This window comes from Amorphus suaedae (genome assembly GCF_053629675.1).
In genome coordinates, this window is the sequence record NZ_JBRJIT010000001.1 from 545,203 (window position 1) to 560,741 (window position 15,539).

The window sequence follows — 15,539 nt, forward strand, 5'->3', positions numbered from 1 at the left end:
CAAATCTAGGGATTCCCGGCGCAAATGGAAGGGATCGCGTCGCGGGACATTTCGTCCCGGTCGGCCGGCCTCCGCGCCCCGGTCAGAGACCGAAGCGGCTCCACAGCGACCGTTCCTCCAGCGTCGAGATCAGATCCGCCGACCAGCCGTCGAGCGACAGGCCGACGCCCGGCGAGGCCGTCCGCAGGAACGGGATCGGCCGCGGCGTGGAAATCAGCTTCAGCACGGTGTCCTCGCCGAACCGCGCCTTCAGCGCCGTGCGCACGTCGCCCACCGCGTCCGCGAGCCCCAACCCGATCGCCGTCCGGCCCGTCCAGAACAGCCCGGAGAACAGCTCGCCGTCGTCGGAGAGCAGCGTGCCGCGCCGGCCGGTCACCAGATCGCGGAATTCCGAGTGGATCTCCTCCTGCAGCTGCAGCAGGTGGTCGACGTCCTCCTGCCGCTCCGGCTGGAACGGATCGAGGATCGCCTTGCGGTCGCCCGAGGTGTGCACGCGGCGGTCGATGCCCAGCTTGTCGATCAGCCCGACGAAGCCGAACCCCTGGGAAACCACGCCGATCGAGCCGACGATCGAGTGCTCGTCCACGAAGATCTCGTCGCCGGCCACCGCGATCATGTAGCCGCCGGAGGCGCAAACGTCCTCGACGAACACCAGCACCTGCTTGCCGCTCTCCTCCGCCAGCGCGCGGATCCGCTTGAAGATCAGGTGCGACTGCACCGGCGAGCCGCCGGGCGAATTGATGACGACCGCCACCGCCGGCGCCTTCTTGATGCTGAACGCCTTCTCCAGCACCGGCGCGAGCCCGGCCATGGTGACGCCCGGTCGCAGCGGGGTGGAGAGGCCGATGGCCCCGTGAATGCGCACCACGGGAACGACCGGTTTCGACTTCGCCCAGCGGGCCGGAAGGAGCGAGCGTATGCGGTCGATCACGATGGGATCCTTTCAAGCGAGGGGGCGCGCAAAGTGGCGCGGCGTGCTCCAGATATGGGAGGAGCGCGCATCGGGACAATGCGCGCTCCGAAAGTCGCAGGGGCTGAGCGCCGTGGAAGCAGGCTCCGGACCGTGCCCGCCGGGGCGGGATCGGCTCAGTGGTAGCCCTCGCCTTCCATCAGCTTGCCGCGGAACGTCCAGTACACGAACGCCGTGTAGAGCAGGATGATCGGCAGCATCACCAGCACGCCCGCCAGCGTGAACAGCTGGCTCGCCGGCACCGCCGCCGTGTCCCACACCGTCAGCGTCGGCGGCACCAGGTACGGGAACGTGGAGATCCCGAGGCCCAGGAAGCACAGCAGGAACAGGCCCACCGAGGCGGCGAAGGCCGGAAAGCCCCGGTCGGAGTCGATGCTGCGCATCGCCATCAGCGCCAGAAGCGCGGTGGCGATCGGCACCAGCCAGAGCACGTAGATGTTCGGCCGCGAGAACCAGCGCTCGGAAATGTGCGGATCCATCAGCGGCGTCCACACCGACACCACCACGATGAACACCAGCATGAGCACCAGGGCCGGGAACGCCCAGCCCCGCGCCTTGGTGCCGGCGGTCCCGCCCACCCGCATCATCAGCCAGGTCGAGCCCAGCAGCGCGTAGCCGCAGATCAGCCCGAAGCCGCAGGCAATGGCGAACGGCGACAGGAAATCGAACGGGCCGCCGGTGAAGCGGGCGTCGGTCACCGTGATGCCGTCCAGCACGCCGCCCAGCACGAGGCCCTGGCAGAACGCCGCCGTGTACGAACCGCCGGAGAACGCCACGTCCCACATCTTGTGGTTCGGCTTGGAAACGAAGCGGAACTCGAAGGCCACGCCCCGGAACACCAGCGCCAGCAGCATGAAGATGATCGGGAAGTACATGGCCGGCATGATGATGGAGAAGGCCGTCGGGAACGCCACCCACAGGCCGCCGCCGCCCAGGATCAGCCAAGTCTCGTTGCCGTCCCAGAACGGGGCGATGGAGTTCATCATGTGGTCCCGTTCGGCCTCGGTGCGGCCGAACGGAAACAGGATGCCGACCCCGAGATCGAAGCCGTCGAGGATGACGTAGAGCGTGACCGCCGTGGCGATCAGGCCGCCCCAGATGACGGGAAGATAGGCTTCCATGGCGTCTTACTCCCCTGCGTGGATGGCTTCGCGCCCGGAGTCCTGGGCATAGGACATCGGGCGTCGGCTCGAGCTGTCGTCACCGCCGGAGCCGGAATGGTCGGGACCACGCCGCAGGAGGCGGTTGATGTAGTAGATGCCGGCGGAGAAGACGACGCCGTACACCAGCACGAACATCACCAGCGAGACGATGATCGACCCGCCCGGAACCGGCGACGCCGCGTCGGCGGTGCGCAGGATGCCGGTGGCGACCCAGGGCTGTCGCCCGATCTCCGTGGTGAACCAGCCGAACAGGATCGCGACGAAGCCGATCGGCCACATCAGCGAGACCACGCGCAGGTAGATCCCCGTGGAGAACAGCCGGTCCCGGTACCAGAGCACCCCGCCGACCACCACGGTCGCCAGCATGATCAGGCCCAGGCCCACCATGATGCGGAACGAGAAGAACACCGGCCAGACGGGCGGACGGTCCTCGCGCGGCACGTCGGTCAGGCCGGGAAACTTGCCGTCCAGGGTGTGGGTGATCAGCAGGCTGGCCACATAGGGGATCTGGATCGCGAAGTCGTTGCGCTCCTGCTCCTGGTTCGGCCAGGCGAACAGCACGAACGGCACCGGCGACTCGTCGCCATTCCAGTGCCCCTCGATGGCCGCCAGCTTCACCGGCTGGTACTTGGCGACGGTGGTTCCGGCCTGGTCGCCGACCAGCATCTGCAGCGGCACCAGCACCAGCAGCAGGCCAAGGGCCATGCGCAGCATGGTTTCGGCATGGTCGATGAAGCGCCCCTGCAGCCAGTAGCGCGCGCCGATGGCGAACACCACGAAGGCGGTGGTGATGTAGGCCGCGATGACCATGTGCAGCAGGCGGGTCGGGAAGGTCGGCGAGAAGATGATCTGCAGCCAGTCGACCGGAACGGCGATGCCGTTCTCCATGGCGTGGCCGACCGGGTACTGCATCCACGAGTTGGCCGACAGGATCCAGAAAGCCGACATCGTCGTGCCGAGCGCGACGAGCACCGAGGCGGTGAAGTGCAGCCACGGCGGCACCCGGTTCCAGCCGAACAGCATGATCCCGAGGAAGGTCGCCTCCAGGAAGAAGGCGGTCAGCACCTCGTAGCCGATGAGCGGCGCGACCACGTTGCCGACGATGCGGGAGTATTCGCTCCAGTTGGTGCCGAACTGGTAGCTCAGCACGATGCCGGAGACGACGCCCATGCCGAACGACACGGCGAAGATCTTGGTCCAGAAGCGCGCAAGCGTGTGGTAGCGCTCGTTTTTCGTCCTGAGCCACATCCCCTCGAGCGTCGCGATCCATGCCGCCAGCCCGATGGTGAAGGACGGGAAGATGATGTGAAACGACACCGTGAACGCGAACTGAATTCTGGCGAGAATTACGGGATCGAAGTCCATCACAGGCCCTCCTGAAAACACCGCGCCACGGCAACCCCGACCGCAAGCGCGTAGCCCGATGTCAGGCGGTCACGTCAGCCCGCCCCGTCCGATCTGGTCTACTCGGCCCGCCCGCGCCCCGCGAGTCGGCCAAAAGTCCTAGAGACGATTTGTAGCGGACACGCGACACCGGGGGAAAGCCACGCCCCATCAGTCTGTCCCGTCGAGACGCCGCTTGATGGCCAGGAAGTCGCGCCAGGCCAGCCGCTTCTGGGCCGGCTGGCGGAGCAGGTAGGCGGGATGCAGGGTCGCCATGCAGGGAATTTCGCGCTGGCCGGTCTGGTGGCTCGCCCACTTGCCGCGCGCCCGCAGGATGCCTTCGCTCGATCCGGTGATCGCCTTCGATGCGGCACCACCCAGGAACACCAGCACGTCCGGATCGGCGAGTTCGATCTGGCGGGAGATGAACGGCTTGCAGATTTCGGTTTCCAGCGGGCTCGGCGTGCGGTTTCCCGGCGGCCGCCAGGGCACCACGTTGGCGATGTAGACCGACGAGCGGTCGAGCCCGATGGCGGCGAGCATCCGGTCGAGAAGCTGGCCCGAGCGGCCGACGAACGGCGTGCCCTGCGCGTCCTCCTCCCGCCCCGGCGCCTCGCCGACCAGCATCAGCCGGCCGGCCGGGTTGCCGTCTGAGAAGACGAGCTGGCGCGCCGTCGCCTTGAGCTGGCAGCCGTCGAAGCCTGCGAGGATTTCCCTGAGTTCGTCGAGGCTCTCAGCGCGCGCCGCCTCCGAGCGGGCTAGCATGATCTCGTCGTCGGCCTCGCCGGCCGGCGCCGGGCGCGGCCTCGGGGCGGACGCCGGCCTCTCCGGGTATCGGCCGGCAGGAACCTCTTCGGGCTCCAGGGCTGCGATCTGGGGCGGTGCGGCAACGGGCGCGGCGAAGCGATCGACGGCGTCGGGCAGGACGACGGCGTCGACGCCGATCGCCTCGTACCAGCCCAGCAGCGCCTCGGCCGCCGCGCGCCGGTTGTCCCCCAGTCCCTCGATCACCAGCCCAAACTCCCTGCCGCCCGGTTCGCGGCGTTTCCTGCACCCTGGAATTGCACCCTCGACAGCCCTGCCCTATGGCTGACGATCGCGTTGAAGCGTCGGTCCAGCGGTGCTTCCGGTGCGCGCCGGACCGCTGGCCGGCTGCGCCATCCGGACGGTGCCCGGCGGTTCGTAGTGGTCGACGCGGCGCCGTGGATCAACGGCTGTCGGATCCATGATGTCCGATTGCGCGTTGAGAAGACAGTGTTCACCTGACGCCCGGGGGATGCAAGTATTCTGGAGCAATTCCGGATTCGCGCCGTGCCGTCGGGCGGCACCAGGAACAGAGGACAGGTATGGTCGACACGAACGAAGCGGTCGAACGCGAGAGCATGGACTACGACGTGGTCGTCGTCGGCGCGGGACCGGCCGGCCTTTCGGCGGCCATCCGGCTGAAGCAGCTCTCGGCCGAAGCCGGCACCGAGCTCTCCGTGGTGGTGCTCGAAAAGGGCTCCGAGGTGGGCGCGCACATCCTCTCCGGCGCGGTCATCGACCCGATCGGGCTCGACAAGCTGCTGCCCGGCTGGCGCGACGAGGATACGCCCATCAAGACGCCGGTCACCGACGACCGCTTCCTGTTCCTCGGCGAGAGCGGCGGCATCCGGCTGCCCAACTTCCTGATGCCCCGGCTGATGTCGAACCACGGCAACTTCGTCGTGTCGCTCGGCAACGTCTGCCGCTGGCTGGCGGAAAAGGCCGAGGGGCTGGGTGTGGAGATCTATCCCGGCTTCGCTGCCGCCGAGATCCTCTACGACGACGCCGGCGCGGTCATCGGTGTCGCCACCGGCGACATGGGCATCGGCCGCGAGGGCCAGCACAAGGACAGCTACACCCCCGGCATGGAGCTGCGCGGCAAGTACGTGCTGTTCGCCGAGGGCGTGCGCGGGTCGCTGTCGAAGATGGCGATCGCCAAATACGGCCTGGACGAGGGCCGCGAGCCGCCGAAATACGGCATCGGCCTCAAGGAGATCTGGCAGGTCCCGCCGGAGAAGCACCAGCCGGGCCTGGTCCAGCACTCGTTCGGCTGGCCGCTCGACGGCAAGACCGGCGGCGGCTCGTTCCTCTACCATTTCGAGGACAACCAGGTGGCGGTCGGCTACGTCGTCCACCTGAACTACCAGAACCCCTACCTGAACCCGTTCGAGGAGTTCCAGCGTTTCAAGACCCACCCGGCGGTGGCGGAGACGCTGGAAGGCGGCAAGCGCCTGGCCTACGGCGCCCGCGCCATCACCGAGGGCGGCTACCAGTCGGTGCCGAAGCTCACCTTCCCCGGCGGCGCGCTCATCGGCTGCTCGGCCGGCTTCGTCAACGTGCCCCGCATCAAGGGCTCCCACAACGCCATGCTGTCGGGAATGCTGGCCGCCGAGCACGTCCACTCGGCCCTGTCTGAGGGTCGGGCCAACGACGAGATCGTCGGCTACGAGGAAGCCTGGCGCGGCTCGGAGATCGGCCGCGACCTCTGGCGGGTGCGCAACGTCAAGCCGCTGTGGTCGCGCTACGGCACGCTGCTCGGCATCGGCCTCGGCGGCGTCGACATGTGGATGCAGTCGCTGTTCGGCTTCTCGCCGTTCGGCACCCTGTCCCACGGCAAGACCGACGCGGCCTCGACCAAACCGGCCGCCGAGTGCAAGCCGATCGTCTACCCCAAGCCCGACAACAAGCTCTCCTTCGACCGGCTGTCGTCGGTGTTCCTGTCCAACACCAACCACGAGGAGGACCAGCAGGTGCACCTCAAGGTGAAGGACATGGCGTTGCAGAAGGAGTCCGAATGGGCGGTCTATGCCGGCCCGTCGCAGCGCTATTGCCCGGCCGGCGTCTACGAATGGGTGGACCAGGACACCGACCCGCGCTTCGTGATCAACGCGCAGAATTGCGTGCACTGCAAAACCTGCGACATCAAGGATCCGAACCAGAACATCGTCTGGACGGTGCCGGAAGGCGGCGGCGGCCCGAACTATCCGAACATGTAGGAGGCGCGCGCAAAATCGCGCGGAAACGCGCAGAAAAGCGCAAGAACGCGCAGGCTGACTGCGCCTTTGTGCGCGCGCACCGAGGCTGCGCGCGCGCAGCTGTCCACAGCCCTCCGCCGGCCCGAAGCCGTCGCCGCGCAAGGGCGTCCACACGCCCCTCGGCGCCACCCAAGTCGGCCGGGCGGAACGTGAACGCCCGCCCTCAACTATCTATGTTGAAACAATAATCCCGAAGCCCGGGCGTCGCCTCAGGCCTGACGCTCCGGCACACGCACGACGAGGCCGTCCAGCTCCGCCGTCACCTTGATCTGGCAGGACAGGCGCGAGTTCGGCTGCACGTCGTAGGCGAAGTCGAGCATGTCCTCTTCCATCGGCGACGGATCCCCGACGCGCTCGCGCCAGCCCTCGTCGACGTAGACGTGGCAGGTCGCGCAGGCGCAGGCGCCGCCGCATTCCGCCTCGATGCCCGGCACCATGTTGCGCACGGCGTTCTCCATGACGGTCGAGCCCGGCTCCGCGTCCACTTCGTGGGTTTCCGCGTCAGCCGTGATGTAGGTGATCTTCGCCATGGGATTCCTTCGATGCACTGAGAGAGCCTGCGTCCGACCGACATATCGGGTTGCTGCGCCGCGTCAAGTCGGAGCCGTTCCAAATTGCCGCTCAAGACAGCCGCCACGGTTTCGCCAAATATACGCCCGAACTGCGGCAGTCGTTAACCATAGAGCCTTGTCCATCCAAGGCATTTCCTTGTTCCGGGACGCCGGATATGTCATTACCAATTCGTTAACAAATTCCGTTTCTCGCCCTATCGGCTGATGATGCGCGCAGTTTCCCTGGAAACAGCGAGACATCGTCTCGGTACCGGGGCGAAAGTGAAGCGGAAGCGATGCGTAAACGGTTTTTCCCGCCGGCAGTTCTCTGTGTTCGAGAGAGCAGCGGCCGGTCCCGATGAGTAAAGCGTACGGACGCGAGGCGACGCACACCATGGCCACGCAATCTTCGAAGGCGAACGATCCCGCGGAAGCTGCCCTGTCGGCGGTTGAAGAGGCCCTGTTCGATCTCGGAACGACATCTCTGCGCGATGACGAGGACAACCAGTCCTCTGCCACCGCAGAGGCTGCGGACACGCAGGCGGAGGACACCGCATCCCTGTTCGACGAGAGCGAGGCGGACAGCGCCGCGCCGTCGGTGGCCAATGACGGCCTGGAAGGCGATGCGGCTCCCCTGCCCGGCAAGGATCGCCGCGCACGGCCAAAGCTGGCGCGTCCGAGCTCGGCGGCGAACGACGACCGCGTCGACGCCCGTCGTGCCCTCGCCGCCTCCCAGCGCCCGTCCAACTGGCCCCTGTGGATCGCCGCCATCCTGAGCCTCGCCTGGCTCGGCGCCGGCGCGATGATCGTGCAGCAGCAGTTCCCGGGTGCCTTCGAAGACGCCGCGTCGTTCACCGCCTTCACCGCCACCGGCGAGTTCCTCGTGCTGATCGCGCTGGCCCTCGTCCCGGTGCTCGGCCTGTTCGCGTTCGCCTACATGATCCGCCGCGGGCAGGAATTCCGCCTCGCCGCGGCCTCCATGACCGACATCGCGCTGCGCCTGTCCGAGCCGGAGGTCCACGCGGCCGAAGGCATGGTCAGTGTCGGCCAGACGATCCGCCGCGAAGTCGCCGCCATGGGCGACGGCATCGAGCGCGCGCTTGCCCGGGCCAGCGAGCTCGAGGTCATGGTGAAGCGCGAAGTGTCCGCCCTGGAGCGCTCGTACGGCGAGCACGAGGTGGCGATCCGCAGCCTGATCAACGAACTCGTCAACGAACGCCAGGAAGTGGCCAACAACGCCGGCCTCCTGAAGGAGCAGCTGGACAGCAGCCAGTCGACGCTGACCGGCACGCTTCAGACGGTCGTCTCGTCGCTGCGCGGCGAAGTCGACAGCGCCCGCGAAACGCTCACCTCCTCGATCTCGTCGTCCGGCGAGCTGATCCTGGAATCCGTCGGCGGTCGCTTCGAGGCCCTCAGCGCCTCGCTGACCGAAACCCACGAGAAGATCACCTCCGAACTGGACAACGTGACCGGCCGCTTCACCGGCACGATCGACGATCGCCTCGCGCTGATCGACGGCGCCGTCACCGGCGCCAGCGAGCGCCTGAGCGCCACCGTCGAGGAGCGCACCGAACACCTTCATGCGACGCTGTCGGGCACCCACGAGCAGGTGACCGGCGCCATCGACGAGGCGTCGAACCGCTTCACGCTGGCGGTGCACGAGCGCCTCGGCACGTTCAACAGCCTCTTCGACGAGGCCAGCGAGCGCTTCAACACCACCTTCGAGCAGCGCTCCGGCGCCATGCACGAGGCGATCCTCAACACCGAAGATCAGGTCACCTCGTCCATCGACGCCGCGGCGAGCCGGCTGTCGAGCTCGGTCGAAGACCGCCTCGGCACCTTCGACGCGACCTTCGCCGAAGCGAGCGAGCGCCTGGCCACGTCCTTCGATCAGCGGTCGAGCAGCCTGCACGAGGCCCTCACCTCCGCCGAACACCGCGTCACCGCGGCGGTCGACAGCGTCAGCGGCCGCTTCGCCGCGATGTTCGATGAGCGACTGGAAGCGTTCGACGGCTCGGTCACCCAGGCCAACGAGCGCCTCGCCGTCGCCTTCGACGAGCGGTACAACGGCCTCCACGAGATGCTGTTCACCACGGAAGACCGCGTCACCAACGCCATCGAGAACGCCAGCGGCCGCTTCACCACCCTCGTCGACGAGCGCCTCGAGACGTTCGACGGCTCTGTCGGTCAGGCGAGCGAGCGCCTCTCGTCGGCCTTCGACGAGCGCTACAACGGCCTCCACGAGATGCTGTTCACCACCGAGGACCGCGTCACCAACGCCATCGACACCGCGAGCGGCCGCTTCACCACGCTCATCGACGGCCGGCTGGAGACCCTCGACGGGACCATCGCGGCGGCCTCCGAGCGCGTCACCTCGGGCGTCGAAGAGCGCTCCGACGCCCTCCTGCTGGCGCTCGATGCCGCCCACGAGCGCATCACGGCTTCGCTCGACGGCGCCGGTGCCCAATTCACGGGGACGATCGACGACCGGCTCGCCGCCGTCGACACGACCGTTGCCATGGCCGGCGAGCGCCTCAGCCAGTCCATCGAGGAGCGGCTGTCGGCGATCGACACGGCCATCCTCGGCACGGCCGGCCGCTTCACCGTCGATCTCGACGAGCGGCTGTCGGGCCTGGAGAACAACCTCGGCCAGGTCACAGAGCGCATCGTCAAGGGCTTCGAGGATCGCGCCAGCACGATCGACAGCAACCTCACCGACACCGCCACGCAGCTGGTCTCCTCCATCGACGGCAAGGTCAGCGAACTGCACTACTCGCTGTCGGAAACCGGCGAGCGCCTGCTCGGCACGATCGGCGCGGCGAACGTTGCGCTCGGCGAGAGCGTCGACAGCCGCATGAGCGAGATCGAGGCGACCCTCTCCGACCTCGGCGGCCGCGTCGGCGAGGTCATCCACGAGCGCTCGACCGAACTCTCGCAGGCCGTGCTCGGCCATGTGGAGAAGGCCGACGCGATCCTGGCCGGTCGCCAGGAGACCCTGAACCAGACCTTCGAGATCCGGACCCGCGAGCTGCAGGAAGCGCTCGACGGCGCAACGGTCGCCATCGACAGCCGCCTCGGCACCCGCAGCGAAGAGATCGTGACCTCGCTCACCGGCTTCAGCGACACCATCTCGGCGCAGATGATCGGCGAGGCCGAGCGTGCCGTGGCGTCGCTCACCGGCCTCGGCGAGACGATCACCTCGCAGCTGTCCGGCGAGGCGGAACGCGCCGTCAGCCAGCTCACGGGCTTCGGCGACAGCGTGACCAACCAGCTCTCCAGCGAAGCCGGCCGCGCGGTCGCCGCCCTGCAGGAGAGCGGCAGCACCTTCGTCTCCGACTTCACCCAGCAGGTGGATGTCCTGTCGGGCCACCTGGAGACCACCGCCTCCCGCTTCGACGAGGCGATCACCGTCTCCGGTCTCGAACTCGCGGAGAAGCTCTCGCAGACCGCCGTTCGCATCCACGAGACGATCACCGTGGAAGGCCGCTCGCTCGAGGAGAACCTCGACCGGTCGTCGAACGGCATCGCCGAAACCTTCTCGCGCTCCACCGCCGCCCTGGCGGAGGCGCTGGAGGCCCAGACCAACGCCCTCAACGCGCGCATCGAGACGGTGGTCGAGACGACCTCCGCGTCGCTCGGACACCGCACGACCGAGCTCGGCGAGACGCTGGCCACCGCCGGCGCCGAGATCTCGCGGGCGATCGTCCAGCGCGGCTCCCGGATCGCCGAGGAGATCACCCAGAGCGCCGAAACCGTCGCCGAGCGCATCGGCGCCCAGGGTGAGGAAGTCCGCGCCCGGGTCGACGAGAGCGTCGGACGCCTCGATGGGATCCTGTCCTCCCACAGCGACACGGTCCGCTACTCCGTGGACGACAGCGTCGGCCGCATGGACAGCCTCCTCGGGTCCTACAGCGAGCAGATCCGCGCGTCGGTCGACGACAACGTCAGCCGCATCGGCGACCTCCTGTCCGACCGCAGCAACCAGATCCGCATTGCCAGCGAGGAAAGCGCAAACCGCCTGGAAGAGGTCTTCTCGGTCCACCAGGACGGGCTGGAGCAGACGTTCACCGGCAATGTCACCCGCATCGACGAGCTGCTGGCTGGCCGTGGCGACATGATCCATGCCACGCTCGAGGAGCAGATCGGCCGGGTCGACCAGCTCTTCTCCGACACCGGCGAAGCCCTGGGCACCCAGTTCGATGCGCACACCCAGCACCTCTCCAACGTGCTGGCCAACCGCGGCGAAGGCGTGCAGGCCTCCATCGAGACCGTCATCAGCCGCCTCGACAACCTGTTCACCCAGTCGGGCGAGTACCTGGGCACCCAGCTCGGCGATCACACCGACCGGATCGCCCACGTGCTGTCGACCAGCGGCGAAGGCATCCACGCCTCGCTGGACGAGAACATCGGCCGCCTCGAGACACTGCTGTCCCAGTCGGGCGAGACCATCGACAGCCGCCTCACCGGCCACGCCGACCGCATCACCCACGTGCTGTCGACCAGCGGCGAGGGCATCCACACCTCGCTGGAAGAGAACATCGGGCGCCTCGAGGCCCTGCTCTCCCAGTCGGGCGAGACCATCGACAGCCGCCTGTCCGGCTACGCCGACCGCATCACCGACGTGCTGTCGACCAACGGCGAGGGTATCCACACCTCGCTGGAGGAGAACATCGCCCGCCTGGAGGCCCTGCTCTCCCAGTCCGGCGAGACCATCGACAGCCGCCTGACGCGCCACACCAACCGCCTGTCCCACGTTCTGTCGACCAACGGCGAAGGCATCCACGCCTCGCTGGAGGAGAACATCGGACGCCTCGAGACCGCGCTCGCCCGGTCCGGCGAGGGCATCGATGCGCGGCTTGCCGGCCACGCGGAGCACCTCTCCACGGTCATCGCCAGCCGCGGCGAAGGCATGCAGGGCACGCTTGAGCAGCAGATCAACCGTCTGGACCAGCTGTTCTCCCGGTCCGGCAACCAGATCAACACGCAGCTCGACGGGCACGCACAGCGGCTCGACACCCTGCTCTCCAGCGGTGGCGACACGATCCACAGCTCGCTCGAGAGCAACCTCGGACGGCTTGAAATGCTGCTCGGCCAGACCGGCGACAGCATCGACACCCGGCTCGAGAGCTACGCCGAGCGCCTGTCCTACCTGCTCTCCACCCGCGGCGACGGACTGCAGTCGGGCCTGGAAGAGAAGCTGGACCGGCTCGAGACGATGCTCACGGTGCGCGCCAACTCGGTGCACGAAGCCTTCGAAGGTCAGATCGGCAGCTTCAGCGAACTCATCGACGGGCGCGCCGCCTCCCTCGTGGAGACGGTCGGGACCCGCGGCGAGGAGATCGACTCCGTCCTCGGCCGCCGCATCGAGACCATGGAGCAGGCGCTCGATGGCCGCATCGAGAAGCTGAGCGACACCCTGCTGACCCGGGCCCGCGACGTGGCGAGCAGCCTGCACACCGGCCAGACGGAGATCACCGCGACCTTCAAGGGTCACCTGGAGGAGATCGACCGGCTCACCCGGGACGGCACGGGCGAAATCGCGACCGTCCTCAAGGACGAGAGCGACCGCGCCCAGGAAGCCCTGCAGGCCGTCGTCCGCAGCAGCATCGACAACGCGATCACCCCGCTCACGGACCTCGCCGACCGGATCTCGGCCAACGGCGCGAACCTGCAGGACATCCTGTCGGAGACCGCCGATCGCTTCGCCCGGGAATCCGAGGCCCTCAAGCAGTCGCTGCGCAACGAGCTGGGCACGCTGGTCGCCAACCTTGAGGACAGCAACGGCTCGCTGCACTCCACGCTCTCCACCATCGGCTCGACGATGGCCGAGATCGAGGGTGCGCTCGGCGAGCAGATGGCCCGCTTCGAGACCACCGTCGCCCAGGCCGGCAACTCGACCTCGGAGACCGGGCGCATGCTCAGCTCCCAGACCGAGGAACTGCGCCGCCTGACGGGCAGCGCGCTGCGCGACCTGCAGAGCCTCTACGGCCAGGTCAACGAGCACACCAGCGGCCTGGTCTCGGCCACCGAGCGCTTCGAGGTCGCCAACCAGTCGGTCGAGGCAACGCTTGCCGAGCACCGGGCGACGATCGAGGAGATCACCTCGGCACTGGCCAGCAAGACCGAGACCGTCGACGGCCTGATGAAGTCCTTCCTGGGCCGCGTCGAACGCTCGATCTCGACCGCCGAAGCCCGCGCGCAGGAGACCTCCGCCCTCATCGAGCGGACGGTCGAGCAGGCCTCGCAGACGCTGGCCGACCAGCTCGCGTCGCTGTCGTCGGTGGCGAGCGACCAGGGCAACCAGGCACGGGAAGCCGTGCGCGAGGCCCAGGGCGTGATGTCGGAGGAGATGACCCGCACGCTGAAGGACATCGCAAGCCGCTTCACCAGCGCGACCGAGGACATGCGGTCCGCGGCCGAGCAGATGAAGCGCGACCTGGAGGCCACCCGCGCCGAAGTGAAGCGTGGGGTGCTGGAACTGCCGGAAGAGGCAGCGGAAAACTCCGCCGCCATGCGCCGCGCGGTCACCGACCAGATCGACGCGTTGAAGGAACTGGCCAACATCGTGTCGGTGCACACCGAGCAGCCCCAGGGCGCCCGGCAGGCACCGCGCCGCGAGGCCCGCTCCGAGCCCGTCGCCCGCGAACGCGAGCCCCAGGGACCGGCCGACACGGCGGTGATGGAGCGGGCGCCGGTCGATCCGGAGCCGGAGTTCCGGGCGCCCGCGCCGCAGCGTGACGCCGGCAACGGCGGCGGCGGACGCCGCGAGAGCCACCCGGCCATGCGCCTGCCCGATCCCGACGAGGGAACCGGCAACGCGGATGGATGGGTCGCCAGCCTCCTGCGCCGCGCCTCCGTCGACGAGGACGACGACCGTGGTCCGCGCGGCCGCCAGCAGCCGGACGAGGCACCCACGCCGGCCGCCGAGAGCCTCGACGTGCTGACCAGCGACATGGCACGGGCCGTCGACGAGGACAGCTACCGGGACGCCTGGTCGCGCTACAACCGCGGTGAATCGAAGGTGTTCAGCCGCCGGCTCTACACCATGGAGGGCCAGCAGACCTTCGACGAAATCCGCCGCAAGTATCAGCGGGACCGGGATTTCCGGGATGCGGTGGACCGGTACGTCGACGACTTCGAGAAGCTGATCTCCGACGTGGCCGAGACCGATCGTACGGGATCGACCAGCCGGACCTACCTGACCTCGGAGACCGGCAAGCTCTACACGATGCTCGCCCACGCGAGCGGACGCCTCGCCTGATCTCCTGCTGAGACGGGACGTACGAAAAAGAGGCCCCGGGGCGAAAGCTCCGGGGCCTTTTTCATGGTTTTCCGTTCAGTGTCGCGGCGTCCGGCGCGCGCCGGGCCTCACGATCCCGAACGCGGCCCCGCCGCCGCGCGCCGGTAATGATGCGGTGCGCTGCCCGTCACCCGCTTGAACGCGCTGCTGAAGGCGCTCTCCGACGCATAACCGAGGGACCGGGCGACGGCCGAGATCGGCGCCTGGCCTTCCCGCAGCATCCGGTCGGCGAGCCGCATCCGCCAGCGCGTGTGATAGGCGAGCGGAGCCACGCCCGCCGCCTCCCTGAACCGGAGGGAGAAGTTCGTCCGCGACATGCCGGCCGCCGCCGCGAGCTCGGCGAGGCGCCAGTTGCGGGCCGGGTCGCCATGGATGAGCCGCAGCGCCGCCATCAGTCGCGGATCGCCGGCGGCGCGCAGGAGCCCGATGGGGATGGCACCGCCCCCGGCGAGATGCGCGCGGATGAGATGCACGAACATCAGCTGGGCGATCTGCGCCCGCGCGATGTCGGCGCCGGGGGCGGCCGCGGCCCGTTCGGCCATCAGCTGGTCGAGCAGCCAGCGGATAGGCGCTGCCCGTTCGTCGGCCGCCGGCACATGTACCAGCGGCGGCAGGATCTCCGACAGGAGGCTGCCGCTCACCGGGTTCAGGTGGACGTGGCCGCCGATCACCAGACAGTCGTTGCCGCCTCCCACCGCGACGATCGTCTCCGGCGCGTCGGCGAACAGCGGTGCGGCATCCATCGGAACGGCGCCTGCGCCCCCCGACAGCACGAAGCCGGAGGTCGCCGATGGCAGGAATACGTCGCCGCAGCCGATGGGGACGACGGTGTCGCTCCCCTCCATCCGCAGCGCGCACCGGCCGCGGATGAGCGCGAAGAACTTGATCCTGCCCGGCGGCGGAAAGCGGATGGACCAGTCGCCGCCGGCGGTGAAGCCGCCCGAGACGGTGGTGCGCGCATCGGTGAGCGCGAGAATGTCCGAGATCGGATCGCCGTGCATTCCGGTACTTTCGCGAATGTATCTGGGACGGATGATTATTCATCATCCCAGGCTCGCACCATAGCTTGCTGACCGGCGCGGAAAACCATCCGCCTCAGATGAGAAAGCGACG

At 68.3% G+C, this 15,539-nt stretch carries 8 protein-coding genes; 2 read left to right on the plus strand and 6 right to left on the minus strand.

Annotated features, from left to right (window positions below; all coding sequences use genetic code 11):
- Positions 1 to 82 precede the first annotated feature (82 nt).
- The 4 genes from AB7M35_RS02450 to AB7M35_RS02465 all read right to left on the minus strand — a co-directional run bounded on the left by AB7M35_RS02450 (position 83) and on the right by AB7M35_RS02465 (position 4,515).
- Positions 83 to 931, minus strand: a complete 849-nt coding sequence (locus tag AB7M35_RS02450) for a S49 family peptidase (protein WP_453956973.1) — start codon at positions 929 to 931, stop codon at positions 83 to 85.
- 155 nt (positions 932 to 1,086) lie between these two features.
- Entirely contained in the window at positions 1,087 to 2,091 is a 1,005-nt protein-coding gene (gene cydB / locus AB7M35_RS02455) for a cytochrome d ubiquinol oxidase subunit II (RefSeq protein ID WP_453956974.1), read from the minus strand.
- A 6-nt stretch (positions 2,092 to 2,097) separates the two neighbouring features.
- Positions 2,098 to 3,498, minus strand: a complete 1,401-nt coding sequence (locus tag AB7M35_RS02460) for a cytochrome ubiquinol oxidase subunit I (protein WP_453956976.1) — start codon at positions 3,496 to 3,498, stop codon at positions 2,098 to 2,100.
- 189 nt (positions 3,499 to 3,687) lie between these two features.
- Positions 3,688 to 4,515: a uracil-DNA glycosylase gene (locus tag AB7M35_RS02465; protein ID WP_453960569.1), complete on the minus strand. Its 828-nt coding sequence runs from the start codon at positions 4,513 to 4,515 to the stop codon at positions 3,688 to 3,690.
- Positions 4,516 to 4,862: 347 nt separating this feature from the next.
- Between AB7M35_RS02465 and AB7M35_RS02470 the strand changes: the two genes are divergently transcribed.
- Positions 4,863 to 6,536 (plus strand): electron transfer flavoprotein-ubiquinone oxidoreductase, encoded by a 1,674-nt coding sequence (locus AB7M35_RS02470; RefSeq protein ID WP_453956977.1) that lies wholly within the window; start codon positions 4,863 to 4,865, stop codon positions 6,534 to 6,536.
- A 248-nt stretch (positions 6,537 to 6,784) separates the two neighbouring features.
- Here AB7M35_RS02470 and AB7M35_RS02475 read toward each other — a convergent pair whose 3' ends face one another.
- Complete coding sequence (locus tag AB7M35_RS02475) at positions 6,785 to 7,105, minus strand: 2Fe-2S iron-sulfur cluster-binding protein (protein WP_453956978.1); 321 nt, start codon at positions 7,103 to 7,105, stop codon at positions 6,785 to 6,787.
- A 415-nt stretch (positions 7,106 to 7,520) separates the two neighbouring features.
- Between AB7M35_RS02475 and AB7M35_RS02480 the strand changes: the two genes are divergently transcribed.
- The gene (locus tag AB7M35_RS02480; protein ID WP_453956979.1) at positions 7,521 to 14,387 is read left to right on the plus strand and encodes an apolipoprotein A-IV repeat region-like domain-containing protein; all 6,867 of its coding nucleotides are present in this window, start codon (positions 7,521 to 7,523) and stop codon (positions 14,385 to 14,387) included.
- A gap of 107 nt (positions 14,388 to 14,494) precedes the next feature.
- Here AB7M35_RS02480 and AB7M35_RS02485 read toward each other — a convergent pair whose 3' ends face one another.
- Positions 14,495 to 15,427: an AraC family transcriptional regulator gene (locus tag AB7M35_RS02485; protein WP_453956980.1), complete on the minus strand. Its 933-nt coding sequence runs from the start codon at positions 15,425 to 15,427 to the stop codon at positions 14,495 to 14,497.
- Positions 15,428 to 15,539 lie beyond the last annotated feature (112 nt).

Excerpts from the sequence above, each read along its gene's own strand:
- cydB (WP_453956974.1), bottom strand. The coding sequence starts at position 2,091 with ATGGAAGCCTATCTTCCCGTCATCTGGGGCGGCCTGATCGCCACGGCG.
- AB7M35_RS02460 (WP_453956976.1), bottom strand. The coding sequence starts at position 3,498 with ATGGACTTCGATCCCGTAATTCTCGCCAGAATTCAGTTCGCGTTCACG.
- AB7M35_RS02470 (WP_453956977.1), top strand. The coding sequence starts at position 4,863 with ATGGTCGACACGAACGAAGCGGTCGAACGCGAGAGCATGGACTACGAC.
- AB7M35_RS02475 (WP_453956978.1), bottom strand. The coding sequence starts at position 7,105 with ATGGCGAAGATCACCTACATCACGGCTGACGCGGAAACCCACGAAGTG.
- AB7M35_RS02480 (WP_453956979.1), top strand. The coding sequence starts at position 7,521 with ATGGCCACGCAATCTTCGAAGGCGAACGATCCCGCGGAAGCTGCCCTG.
- AB7M35_RS02485 (WP_453956980.1), bottom strand. The coding sequence starts at position 15,427 with ATGCACGGCGATCCGATCTCGGACATTCTCGCGCTCACCGATGCGCGC.